The following is an 11886-nucleotide window of genomic DNA, read 5'->3' as shown; positions in this document are numbered from 1 at the left end:
TGATTCCCCTACAACTCTATCTCCATTTCAACCTCTTGAGGACTGATTTCTAAATCACTAGATAAAAGAGAAACGGCATCCGTTCTCATGTAGTAAGTATATAAGTCTTCTAGGTCTTGTTGGTTTTCAATCCCTGTTTCAATACTAATCAGAGCCTGTATAAATTCCTTGTAGTGACTCTCCATCATATCTGAAATCTTTTGTTTCATTTCCATAAATACTGAGGACGGTTCAGTGATACTTGTTTGGTCTATGTCTTGTAAATCCTTTTCTAAGGGATTGGTTCCTTCTTCTATTTCCACTAAATCTGAACGACCATCACCATCAGAATCTGCGCTAAGAGGATTGGTTCCTAGCGCCAATTCTTGAGCATCAGTCAGTCCATCTTGATCCGAATCACGTTGATAAATGGCTTCCATATACTTCCTTCTTTCCTAGTTAATCTTTTTTCACTCCAATCCTACCAAATATTCCTTGAAAGAAGTATCACAACAAAAAAGAGAACGAGCCAAAACCTCGTTCTCCTTAAAATGATAAAAATATATTTTATGCCACAAAAGATATGTAAACTAATCTTTTAAATAATAAAAAAGTTCCGATGTTTGTAAATGTTTTGAGTAAATAGAAATTACTTTTTCACCTTTTGGAAATACTGTCTTTCTCTTCAAATCTAATAAAGATTGAGGAACAATTTTCCTAGAGGTCTCTTTCAATGTTAATGCTAGTATCTGTTTTCTTGTACGTAGAGCATAATCAAACTCCAAATGCAAATAACGTCCTGAACCAGTTAGATGAACATGCTTTCCCAATAACTCCTCAATGGATCCTAAAACTTGTAACTTTTGCATCGTGGTTCCATCTTTTTTTATTTTCAACTCATCAATTATGACATGTTTATTTAAACAATCGTCAAAGAAACTGCCTGCACCTTTTTGGTAATCAACACCACATAGGTGCATGAAATTAGTAGGTGAAAAATGAAGCTCAACACTTTCAATTTCCGTTTCATAATACATGATTTTGCCAACAAAGTGTTTTTTAAAAAAAGAAGCCGCAATTTGTAACTGTGTAAAAAAACGCTGAAGTTTTATTTTTTCGGTGTAATTAGGATTACGATAAACTTCAAAATTTTCCATAATTTCCATATTTTCCATATTTTCCTCACAAAAAAGGTGGTTTACAGAGTCTGTAAGCCACCTAGTCAGTCGGTTTATTCTGGTGTCTGCCACCGCTTGGCCCTTACGTCCAAGATTGCTATCGGATTTCGTTCTGGTGTCCGCCACCGCTTGGCCCTTATGTCCAAGATTACTATCAGATTGACCATGAGCCGACCACTCATCTACACTATTTATTTTACCTGAAAATAGCTAAAATTTCAAGTGTAAACTCTTCTATTTCGTAGTATAGGCAAAACTAATGGCACTATCTGCTTGCGAGATTTTTCTAAAGGTATAGTTAGGGTTGCCACCATAGTTGGTTTCAGACACAAGGAAAGAACCATCATCATAGACCTTCTCGACAAAAGCCACATGACCGTAGATAGCTGGTGTGCCATGTGTACCTCCTACAAAAGAAACAATAGCACCTGCTCTTGGTGTAGAGCCAGTTTCCCCACCAAGACTTGAAGCTGTCGCAACCCAGTCCTGACCATTTCCCATAGTATTAATGATTGAAATCTTCTCTCCATTACTTCCTTTTAATTTTAAGCCTAACTGGTTCATGCGAGCCGCAACACCCCATGTACATTGTCCATAGGCATAGGCCATACCATCTCCACCACCAGGAACAGAATGATCATACAAGTCCCCACGAACCCCTTCAAGGGATTGCGGGTCACTCTTTGCCTGTCCTCCATTTGTTTGGCTAAAACCTTTTTCAATTTGGTAATACCATTCCGTTGCTCTGGTTTGTCTTTCCAGTAGTTTGTCACCAGAATTTCCCTCCCAATAGGTGAGGAAGAGTTGGGCTAGATTGGCTGCACTGCCCGTATTTTTAAAGAAATCCTTTAACCAACTTTGATAGTAAGGACTATCCCCATGAAGCATAAAATCAAGTTGGAGGTCTAAATCATACCACTTCTTATTTTTGATATGTGCATAATTCAACAAGGCTGTATGACGTGTTGAACCATCTGCAGTATCCGTCCATTGCCCTAAACCTAGACCTCTATGAAGAATATTAGGATACGCACCTCCATAAATGGATGGACCTCCAATTGCTAACCAGCTTTCATCATCCCATGAGGAATCGGTAGCGCCAACTGGAGGAGATAAATAATCCCCTTCAGCACGTTTAGGATTAATAGAAGACTCTACCGACCAATTTCCTAAAATTGCTGCAATGGCTTGGGGACTTGCCCCTTGAGATTTTAAAAACTCATAAATATGTTTTGCTCGTTCAAACTCATCCCCACCAAACTGACCAATGGCAGGTAAGATAGTAGTCTGAAGTTGAATGACTTTTGGGAAATAAAATTGCGGATTGACATACACCAATTTTTCTTTCTTGTTCTTATACTTTTGATAGGAAACTTTCAAACCTGTATCATCTGGTGTTTCACCGATAACATCACCCGTTAGGACTCTTGTCCCCTCAATCGCACGGCCATTATGAATGGAATATAAGGTTAAGCGACTCTCATTCTCTCCTTTTCCGTTAGTGAGAATAACATTATCACCGTCTAGAGATACAACACCATCCATTGGTGCGACAATCCTTTGGTGAGCCTTCGCTTCTAGTAGAATGTACTCCTGAAGGGTAGGTTTGCCGTCTAAATCATAGTATCCATAACGATAAGTCATGGTTAGACTATCTTCGTTACTTTTCCCCTCAAATGGATTGTCCAATTCCTGCATGGAAGCATAAACACCTTCTTCTTTTAGTTCCTTCATTTCCTCTTGATCATCTTTTGATAGTTTATACTTAGGAGTTTCATAAAGGTCTTGCATGGATTTCAAATCTTCCCCATCGTTTAAATCATGCCACAAAGTAGACAGGTAATCCTTGTAAGTTTCTGAACTAAATAAGTGAACTGGTTTGTGTAACTCATAGTCATGGAATTTAAAATTCATATACCCCATCACATCATCAACTTTTGTGTAATAGGTAATTCCTTTGTCATTTGTACGAGTATGTTCTGCATCTTCCCAGGTTAGGTGGATATAAGCTTTTGTTAATTCAAATTCATCTTGTTGAATCAAACTAGCAGATGAAAATCCTAAAAAGAAGCTCATCATAAGTAAGAGAAGAAAGACTAATCCTCCAACTATCCAGGTTGCAGGATTTCCAACCGCAAATGTAAAGAAGGAAAAGGCTGCTTTTAGTTTCTGATAGATATTTCGGACACTTGTAAGACCTTGTTTCTTTAATTTTCGAAATCGATTTTTAAAGGAACTTGGATTATCTGTCGCTAGTTTCCATCCTTTTCCAGCCTTAAAATGATGGTATCGCTCTTTTGTGTTGGTTAGTCTCTTCTTGGTAAAACGACCTGTTGCTTGTCCTGTTTTGACACTAGCTTTCCCAATGTTATAAGAAAGCCGACTGTAGCGTTTTCCTTTTCTGATAGTCTCTTGAAGCGTGCGATAGCCTTCTAAATCTTCATTTTCTGAAGCTAACTCTCCTCCTTCACGTCCAAGGACATAAAGAAAAGTTTTGGCTTTCCTACTGACTTTTTTGGACTTATAGGCTTGTTTAGTCGATTTTAGATTCTCTTTTGCGGCCTTGACTTCTTTCTTAGCTTTTAATTCTTCTAAACTCTTCCCTTGAAAGAAAAAATTAGATTTTTGTTTCGATTCCTGACCATAAAGAAATTTTTGGTTGTTTTTTCTTTCTTTACGACTCTCTTTTCTTTCTGATTTTGCTTCTACCTTTGCTTCTCTAAATTGCTCCTTGGCTATTTTCAATCGTTTCCTAGCATGGGGCAATCGTCTGTCTCTTAATTCTTTCCGATTCAAAAGAGATGGAGGACTATTTTGAAGAATATGATTATAGTCTTCATTTGCTTGTTTTACTCTCTCCTTTGAAGCTTCTCTCATCTCCTCTAGCTTTTCTTTTATCTCTTTTTTCCATGCTTTTTCATCCAGTACAGCGGAATCTTTTTTCTGTTTCCTCACCTCCTTCTTTCCTTGTTTCAAGAATTTCTTCTCATCTTTTAGACTTCTTCTAAATGCCTTTCGTGCACGTATGATTTCTCTTTTATCCTTCATTTACCTTCCTCTTAATTAGAAGCCATTTTATCAGGATCCGTACTCATGATATCAAACAATTGAGTACCTTGAGGAATCTTATTTTTAAAGGGAACGACAACCGAACCAGCTTTTATTAGTCCAGCCCCTTTTTCTGGATTGACTAGATATTTTTCAAGTTCTTTTGACAAGCCTAAGAGTTGAACCAATTCTTCTCGGTCATTTTTTGCTTGCTTGAGGAGAATCATAAATTCACTATTTGCAATAATCCGTCTACCATTTGGATCTAACAATAAGGTTTCAACATTTTGAGTTATTCCAGTCGGACTGGCTCCATATTTTCTGACACGACTCCACAATTTAAAGAAGAAATCACTGGCATATTTATCTAATAAGAGAAGCTGCATTTCATCAAAATAAATCCAGGTCTTCTTCCCTAATTTTTGATTCCGTACGACGCGATTCCATATCTGATCAAAAACCACCATAAGGGCGATTTGTTTCAGCTCATCTCCTAACTTCTTAACGTTATAAATCAAGAAATTAGATCCAGTCTGAATATTGGTCTTATGAGAAAAAATATCAAGAGAACCTTCAACATACAGTTCCATATCAAGTGCCAAATTCTGCGCTTCTTCTTCTGGTTGTTGACTCAAGACAAAAACCCATTCTTCCAAAGAAGGCTCTTTAAATGACTGATAGGTGAGTCTGGTGACTCGGTCGATAATCGATTTTTCTCTTCCATCCATTTTTCTATCCAATAACTTGCCGATAAAGGATAAAAGAAATTCTGATTTTACCTTTACAGGATCTTCATCCATATTTTCTTCAGACAAGTCAAGGACATTGAGATAGGTTTGGGAATCTGGCGCAATATCAATCATTTCTCCACCAAAAGCCCGTTCAATGATACTGTACTCTGCTTCTGGATCCACAATGATAATTTCAGTATTTTCACCAGATTCTTTGATTTTGGTCGTGATAATTTCATGCTTGGTTGCCATCCCTTTCCCAGCTCCAGATGTCCCTAAAATCAGACCAGACGGTGTATTTAATAGGCTTCGATCAATGGTAATAATATTGCTTGAGATTTGATTGATACCGTAATATTTCCCACTTCGGTCTTGTAAGTCTACTGAAGTCCATGGAGAATTCACTGCTACATTGGACGTTAATAAACTCCGTGATACGCCCTCTAAAAAATCACAACCAAATGGCAGCAAACTATTAAAGGCTGCTTCTTGCATATATGGAAGTTTATCAATCATTAGGTCATTTGAGCCGGCCACTTGTTGAATCGTGTCTAGGGCTTGTTTGAGTTCTTCTTCATCCTGACCAAATACACCAATCAAGAAGACTGTTTGAAATAGTTTATCTCCTGTCTCGGTCATGGTTTTTAAGAGTTCCTCAGCTTCATCGATATTACTTTCTAAAACATGGCCTACTTTTTCTAAATAGATACCTGTACGGGCAAGTTTTTGTTGCTCCCCAATCTTTTGGGATTCCATTAAGGTCTTCTTTGTTCGTAGTTTCTTCATGGCATCTGCCTTGGTCGAACTTTGAGCATGAAGGCTCACTATCAATTCCAAATCTCCTTGCATGAGGTCTCGAATAAACTGATCTCCTAATTCCATGCCGTAGTCTCTGACATAGACGATCTGCAATAAGCGGTCATTGATTTGTAGGTAATTCTTGTTTTTAAAATCCAAGAGATTAGGTGCTATGAAGTGACGAGTTGTCTGACCAGATCTCGTTAAATCACGGTAAGAAAAAGGAAGATGGTGTTCTCCTCTAAGCATATCTGCCAACAAGTTCACCCGTTCTTCTCCAGCCAAGGATTCAAATCGTGCATCAATTTCTGAGAAACCACTCTTGAAATATTCGCCTATTTGAGACAAGGAACGATAGGCTTGTTTGGGATTAGAATCCTTTCTACCAAAGCTAATCAGTTTCACAGCTGAAAAGTTATTTTCCCCACTATCTAAATTTTGATTCATCATCCGATTCAATTCTTTACGATAGGTATCATACCCATCTTCTTTTTCCTCATACAAAACACTTTGTCTAAACTTTTCTAAATTCAATCTTTTATTAAAGATAGTCAATTGGAAGTTAGTTTGATCATCTAGGGAGTTAATCAAATCAGAATACTTCTCAATGATTGCGCCTTTATCTTCTAAACCAACGGTCTGGTAATTGACATCACCAAGTAAATAGCTTTGTGAGAAATAATCTTCTTTTACCTGCATTAGACCATTTTGATACAGGGCTTGATAAGAGAGAGTATTAGCCGTAGAGGGTAACACTTCCTCTTTTTCCCTTTAACTTCTTTCTTTTTATTAGTCATTGAAGTTTTTTGTTTCTTTAATGTATTTGATTTTCTTTTCATGTTCAAGTCCTTTCTTTCCTGTAATTGTGCGTAGTGGAACCGTTAATTCAAAATGAAGACGGTATTTCAAATAATGTTCAAAATATAAATCATTGGGTTTATAGACTCCAAAAAGCATGAGGGGAATGGTAAAGGCAAACACAAAACCGTAAACAAACCAATCTCCAAATTGCCAGAAAAAGAGATTCAAGCCCAAAACAATAATTGTGACAATAAAGGCTGGTAAAACAAAGATGATTTGTCTTGTGGTGAAGCCTAACCAAGCCCTGTGTTGGTATTTTGAGATGTCTTTAAAGACACGTGTATTCATGACTTTCCTTTCTAAAAAGGCTAAGAAGCAATCACTTCCTAGCCTTTATCTAATTACATACCTAAAATTGAGAGAGCCGTACGTTGAGAACCAACGAGGGCAATAATCAGTAAGATAGCTTGTATCAAACTACCAAACATAATCGCAAGTGATTGCAAGACTCCTGCACCATTTGAAACAGCTATTTTCCCAGCAGATTCAAATAAAGGAACAAGCGAAACAATCAGAAAAATAAGAACCCCTTGTACCGCATAGACCATAATATTTTTTAAATAGCCAATACCAATAGATTTCCATTCATCGCTTAAAAATGTTGGAATCGTAAGAGGGGCAAATGGAATCATAAGGTAGAGTTGAATAAATCGAATAGATACCAACAGATTAACCATGGCTGCACTTACTATTCGAACAAGCCAAATGAGAAGGGCGAAAAAGCCCACAATCATCCTGCCAATAAATCCTGACCCCTTTAATCCAGAGATTGTATCATACTTTGCCCCACCGTGAGCCACAATCGAAGCTACTTGTTCATGGCGTGACTCGCAATCCCGATGATAGCTTCTACAATAACGGTAGTATTGGTAATTACAACTGCGACCATAATATAACTAATCAACATCGGCGCTAAGGCTTCAAAGGTCATCGCTCCTCCTGAGTTAGCAATTTTCTTAGCCATCTTAGAAAATTCTAAGATGAGAACAACTGATAAAATCGCAACTCCAAGAGGCTGCATGACACTTTTAGTAATACTAGACATATAAGTCCAAACTGTTGGATTGTAGCTAGATAGAGATTTAATCAGATCTACCGTAGATTGTAAATCCACATTAAATCCTTCAAATAAATTTTCAGCTGATATTTTTTCAGATGCAAGGTAAACAAAGGGTGAGACTAAACTAAGATTCATGTCATTGTTTATCCTCCTAAATTGAAATCTGGGTTACAAAGGCTCCAGCAGCCCCGACCATAACTCCACCGACAATTTCAAGAATGGCATTCCGAACACCTGGTCCACCATCTTTAATGTTGGTTGCAAGATTGACAATCCCCACAACAACGAGAAAGGCACCAACCGCAATCAATCCCTTCTGTAACAAAGACATAGCTTGTGCAAACATAGCACTTGCGTCTACTCCATAAACAAAACCTTTAAAATGCGTAATCATCTATTTCCTCTTTTCTATTTTTATTTTAAACTAGATTCAAAAGTTAAATCACGAATTCTAAGGCCGTCAAGATGATTTTCTTGTCTTTGATTCAAAGGATTGATTTGATAGTTCCACCACCGTTCATCGGTTTCTTGATTGGCTAGGTACTTCCAGTTTGGATGCTTGATGGAATTGTATTTTTTGCTTTTAAAGACAGGCATATTGGCAATTCGAACCAAGCATTCATGCCGTTTCATATTTCCGACCTCATCAGGTGTCATTAAATCACGAGCAATCTTTTGATGAGAAAGGGATCCTGAACCTGTCTGGCCAAAGGAACGACTAGTATTTCGAACATCAATGGTTTGTTTACCGAGTAAGCCACTCATAAATTTAAAGGTATCTTCATCATTACCACCTAAGTAGACTAAGCTATCACAGTTCCCCAAAATGGTTTTCCAAGCTTCTTTTTCTTTATAGAGCCCTTGAAGTTGGGCAATATTTTGAAGAATGGGAACGAGACTCATATTCCGAGAACGGACTGTTGAGGTTTGTTCAGCAAAATCTGGAATTTCTCCGATATTTGCGAACTCATCTAAATAAACCCTCACATGAAGAGGCAATTGACCCTTAAAATCAATATCTGCTTGTCTTGTTAGGGTTTGAAATACGGTTGAAAAAAAGAGGGCTGAAAGAAAGCGAAAGGTACTATCGTTATCTGGGATAACTAAGTAAACCATTGATTTTTCCTGGCCCCATGTCTTCATATCAAGGGTATCTCTTTTGGTCAAATCCATGACACTTTGAATATTGAAGAGGGCAAATTTAGCAGTGGTTACAGCTATAACAGAATCCAGAGTCTTATCCTTATAATTTTGGAAATCTGTCCAATTTCGCATGGTAAAATTTTCAGTCCCATACTTTTTAGCATAATTTTCAAATAGAATTTCTAAGACACTTTTTTCTTGATTCTCACCCTTGGATAAGTGTTTAATGAGTTTTGAGATTTCAGCAAAACTTGGATAACGCCCTCGTTTTTTTCGCTCTTCCTCTTCTTTTTTTTGACGTTTCAACAAGTTTTGGTATTCCTTTTGACTTAAACGACTTTCTTCTATGAGCTGTTCTCTTGTTTTAGGTGGATTATAGAAATCGACCAAGTAGGAGGCTAAAGCTCGAACCAGAGTCATAGAAGCTTCATCCCAAAATGGATCACTACGTGAGCCTGAGCCTTTGGTGTTATTGAAATAAACCGTCAGCATACGATTCAAATCATTTTCTGTCTCTATATAGCGAAAAGGATTAAAGCCATCTGAGTTCTTCATATTGACTAAATCTAACACCTTTACTTGGTAGCCATGTTCTAAAAAGAGTTTGCCTGTTTTCTCGGCCAAGTGATCTTTAGGATCCACTACAATATTAGAACTATTCATCTGAATCAGATTGGGTTTCACAAATCGGAATGTCTTCCCACTTCCTGAACCTCCGATCACCGCAATATTCTTATTTCTATCATATTGGGGTGGTTTTTTATCTAATAATGTCAAACGAACATCTTGTGCTAAGATCGTATCATGAGAAAATTCCTTACCGTAAAAGAGCTTCTTTTCCTTTAGAGTTCCAAAACGGGCGCTCCCGTATTCTACACCTTCTCGGTATTGTTTTTTACCAGTCTCTAGATAGAGATAAACCAGCAACATCATCACAAAACCTAGTAGAAAAAAAGCACTTGATTTTCCAGTAAAAGAAACATTCCATGGCGACTGAAGAACTTCATCTTGACCTTCCATCAGAAGATGAGTCCATTTATCTAAGGTATTTCCAGTATAGGAATCATACAAAAGCGTCAAACGATGAAAAAGATAGCCTAGTAAGATGCCTAACAGTGAGAATAGTAGGAATTTCTTTCCACTGTACATCATCTCACCATCTCTTTCTGTTTGACGGCCCCTTCTTGTCTAAAGGTAATTTGGGATTTAGCTTCATCAATTGCATCGTCTAAAGACTTATCCATGGTAAAATCAGCTAATTTCTCCGGATCATTAACCATTTTCGATAATAGATGGTCTAAATGATTGTCTAGAATTGAACGGTCTTTCGTGTAGAAATGTAGAGAATCCCCTTGCCAAGCAATGGCTAAAGGAATCTCTTCTTTTTCTAAAAAAGCTTTAAACTTCTCTATATCAATTGGTTTGTCTAAAAAATCTTTTTTCAGATTAATCGTATCAATCGCATAGGGAGATTGTAGCAATTCTTCTAATTTCTGTACCCCTATCTTATAGGCGGAATCCTGTGATAAAGCCTGACGTCTTGACCATTCTAGAATCTTTAAGAGACTTCTTACAGTAAATAACAGACTACGCTCTGCATATTGAACCGCCATTCGTTCCTGTTGTTCAGAGGACATCTGATGCCTCCTTCTTAACAAATAGCAGCTTTCCTTCTTTATAGCGATAAGCTATCAATTTCTGACGTTGCTTAATTGACTTGACAACCTGCAGTAGATCTCTCGAATAAGGTTCTCGAAGAGTGACTTCTACTGCCTTCCCATCAAAGATACCAACACGTTTAAATTCAATGTAGTCTTTTTTGAGGTGTCCTAAGCCCATACCAAAGGGAAAGTGATGAATCAATTGGATGGTACAACCACCTTTATTTCCCATTTGTTTCAAATCATACAAGTTTACTACTTTCATGATTAACTCCTTTATCTAGTTTGTCGCATCGTTTAAGTCTGGTAACGATAAACTCCGTGTCTGTTAGAAATTTCTCACACACGTCTTGTGCCAGTTGCCCTTCACAGGGAAATACTCTCAGTCCCTACTTACACAGGCACGCTAATCAAGACGGAGTGGATTCAATTTTCAAAGAACAGGTAGCTTTATTATAGATAAGAGTAGTTGAAATTTTTATCACATTTCTTATTTTTCTGTAGAGCTAAATTCATACTAAACAAAAATTTTGAAATAAAAGACTAACATTGTTACATAACGTTAGCATTTCATTTCCCTAAAACAAGCTAATTTGGTCTAAAAAAGCAGCAAACTATAAACTAGTAGGTTCCACACCAAATGTAGACCCATACTGCCCCATAAGTCCGATTTATAGCGTACCATCCCTAAAAACATCCCAAGTGAAACATATAAACACCAAGCTAGAATGGTTCCTGGATGATGTACTAAGGCAAATAAAACACTTGTCAACGCAACTCGAATATCTAATTTTCTCACCAAATTCCATATAATTTCTCGATACAGAAATTCTTCAACCATACTCGCATTGATTAAGAACAATAAAAATGAAAACCAAGGAACTTGATGTTGAAGTCCAATTAAGTTTGCTTGATTCGTGGTTCCTTGAGCATGGATCAGACTAAAACATAGACTTATAATCAGTAGGCTAATGAATCCAATACCAAGCCATTTCATCCTAGATTTCATATTGACCTTATGAGCTTGTTTGCGTTGGCCATACATCCATAAAAAAGAAATGAGCGACGCTCCATAGAGAATCTCTAGTATAGTTAACTCACCGATACAAAGAAATTTCAGTAAGTATAGAGATAGCAATAGGACATTTACTTGTTGGAATATATAAACTGGAATTATTCTTTTCATAGTTACCTCCGAAATAAATCTTCATAATCTAAATCTAATACCTGCACAATCCTTTCTACCCATGGACTTTGAGGCATTCGTTGTTCCATCTTGTAGTGGCGTATCTTTTGATACAAACGATTCAATTCACTTGGATAGTGAAACTCTCCCGCAAACATTTTTCTGGTTAACTCAATCCAGCTAATATTTCTTTCAGCCAAAATAATGGACAAGTTCTCCCAAAATCGTTCAGCCATATTGC

General features: G+C 37.2%; 11 protein-coding genes and 2 pseudogenes. 1 reads left to right on the top strand and 12 read right to left on the bottom strand.

Annotation, left to right across the window (positions count from 1 at the left end; translation table 11 throughout):
- Positions 1-8 precede the first annotated feature (8 nt).
- Together QM424_RS04245 and QM424_RS04240 are read right to left on the bottom strand one after the other, a co-directional pair.
- The gene (locus tag QM424_RS04245; RefSeq protein WP_014713375.1) at positions 9-419 is read right to left on the bottom strand and encodes a thrombospondin type 3 repeat-containing protein; all 411 of its coding nucleotides are present in this window, start codon (positions 417-419) and stop codon (positions 9-11) included.
- A gap of 150 nt (positions 420-569) precedes the next feature.
- Positions 570-1154, bottom strand: a complete 585-nt coding sequence (locus tag QM424_RS04240; protein WP_414393184.1) for a PBECR4 domain-containing protein — start codon at positions 1152-1154, stop codon at positions 570-572.
- An 18-nt stretch (positions 1155-1172) separates the two neighbouring features.
- Between QM424_RS04240 and QM424_RS04235 the strand changes: the two genes are divergently transcribed.
- The gene (locus QM424_RS04235; protein WP_071788347.1) at positions 1173-1361 is read left to right on the top strand and encodes a hypothetical protein; all 189 of its coding nucleotides are present in this window, start codon (positions 1173-1175) and stop codon (positions 1359-1361) included.
- 30 nt (positions 1362-1391) lie between these two features.
- On the opposite strand, the gene QM424_RS04230 is transcribed toward QM424_RS04235, so the two are convergent.
- The 10 genes and pseudogenes from QM424_RS04230 to QM424_RS04185 all read right to left on the bottom strand — a co-directional run bounded on the left by QM424_RS04230 (position 1392) and on the right by QM424_RS04185 (position 11881).
- Positions 1392-4205 carry a phage tail tip lysozyme gene (locus QM424_RS04230; RefSeq protein ID WP_414393182.1) on the bottom strand — a complete coding sequence of 938 codons (2814 nt, stop codon included), beginning with the start codon at positions 4203-4205 and terminating at the stop codon, positions 1392-1394.
- Between the two features lie 11 nt (positions 4206-4216).
- Positions 4217-6573 (bottom strand): annotated as a pseudogene (locus QM424_RS04225) (VirB4-like conjugal transfer ATPase, CD1110 family).
- Positions 6524-6883, bottom strand: coding sequence for a PrgI family protein (locus QM424_RS04220; RefSeq protein WP_005589911.1), 360 nt, complete (start codon positions 6881-6883; stop codon positions 6524-6526). Before QM424_RS04220 ends, QM424_RS04225 begins: the two are co-directional and overlap by 50 nt.
- A 53-nt stretch (positions 6884-6936) precedes the next feature.
- A pseudogene (locus tag QM424_RS04215) lies at positions 6937-7790 on the bottom strand (VirB6/TrbL-like conjugal transfer protein, CD1112 family).
- Between the two features lie 16 nt (positions 7791-7806).
- On the bottom strand, positions 7807-8049 hold the full coding sequence (locus QM424_RS04210) for a hypothetical protein (RefSeq protein WP_000627865.1): 243 nt from the start codon (positions 8047-8049) through the stop codon (positions 7807-7809).
- A gap of 20 nt (positions 8050-8069) precedes the next feature.
- Positions 8070-9947, bottom strand: a complete 1878-nt coding sequence (locus QM424_RS04205) for a VirD4-like conjugal transfer protein, CD1115 family (protein WP_414393218.1) — start codon at positions 9945-9947, stop codon at positions 8070-8072.
- On the bottom strand, positions 9947-10435 hold the full coding sequence (locus QM424_RS04200) for a hypothetical protein (RefSeq protein WP_414393179.1): 489 nt from the start codon (positions 10433-10435) through the stop codon (positions 9947-9949). The genes QM424_RS04205 and QM424_RS04200 overlap by 1 nt, the downstream gene beginning before the upstream one ends.
- Positions 10425-10724, bottom strand: a complete 300-nt coding sequence (locus tag QM424_RS04195; RefSeq protein ID WP_000869753.1) for a hypothetical protein — start codon at positions 10722-10724, stop codon at positions 10425-10427. The genes QM424_RS04200 and QM424_RS04195 overlap by 11 nt, the downstream gene beginning before the upstream one ends.
- Before the next feature lie 333 nt (positions 10725-11057).
- Positions 11058-11645, bottom strand: coding sequence for a CPBP family intramembrane glutamic endopeptidase (locus QM424_RS04190; protein WP_070481920.1), 588 nt, complete (start codon positions 11643-11645; stop codon positions 11058-11060).
- 2 nt (positions 11646-11647) lie between these two features.
- Positions 11648-11881 (bottom strand): hypothetical protein, encoded by a 234-nt coding sequence (locus QM424_RS04185; protein WP_000840776.1) that lies wholly within the window; start codon positions 11879-11881, stop codon positions 11648-11650.
- Positions 11882-11886: the final 5 nt, after the last annotated feature.

Source organism: Streptococcus mitis, from assembly GCF_047464945.1.
In the GTDB taxonomy this organism is placed as follows: domain Bacteria; phylum Bacillota; class Bacilli; order Lactobacillales; family Streptococcaceae; genus Streptococcus; species Streptococcus mitis_EA.
This window is presented reverse-complemented; position numbering and strand designations above follow the sequence as displayed.

Excerpts from the sequence above, each read along its gene's own strand:
- QM424_RS04200 (WP_414393179.1), bottom strand. The coding sequence starts at position 10,435 with ATGTCCTCTGAACAACAGGAACGAATGGCGGTTCAATATGCAGAGCGT.
- QM424_RS04195 (WP_000869753.1), bottom strand. The coding sequence starts at position 10,724 with ATGAAAGTAGTAAACTTGTATGATTTGAAACAAATGGGAAATAAAGGT.
- QM424_RS04220 (WP_005589911.1), bottom strand. The coding sequence starts at position 6,883 with ATGAATACACGTGTCTTTAAAGACATCTCAAAATACCAACACAGGGCT.
- QM424_RS04205 (WP_414393218.1), bottom strand. The coding sequence starts at position 9,947 with ATGTACAGTGGAAAGAAATTCCTACTATTCTCACTGTTAGGCATCTTA.
- QM424_RS04240 (WP_414393184.1), bottom strand. The coding sequence starts at position 1,154 with ATGGAAAATATGGAAATTATGGAAAATTTTGAAGTTTATCGTAATCCT.
- QM424_RS04190 (WP_070481920.1), bottom strand. The coding sequence starts at position 11,645 with ATGAAAAGAATAATTCCAGTTTATATATTCCAACAAGTAAATGTCCTA.
- QM424_RS04230 (WP_414393182.1), bottom strand. The coding sequence starts at position 4,205 with ATGAAGGATAAAAGAGAAATCATACGTGCACGAAAGGCATTTAGAAGA.
- QM424_RS04185 (WP_000840776.1), bottom strand. The coding sequence starts at position 11,881 with ATGGCTGAACGATTTTGGGAGAACTTGTCCATTATTTTGGCTGAAAGA.
- QM424_RS04210 (WP_000627865.1), bottom strand. The coding sequence starts at position 8,049 with ATGATTACGCATTTTAAAGGTTTTGTTTATGGAGTAGACGCAAGTGCT.
- QM424_RS04245 (WP_014713375.1), bottom strand. The coding sequence starts at position 419 with ATGGAAGCCATTTATCAACGTGATTCGGATCAAGATGGACTGACTGAT.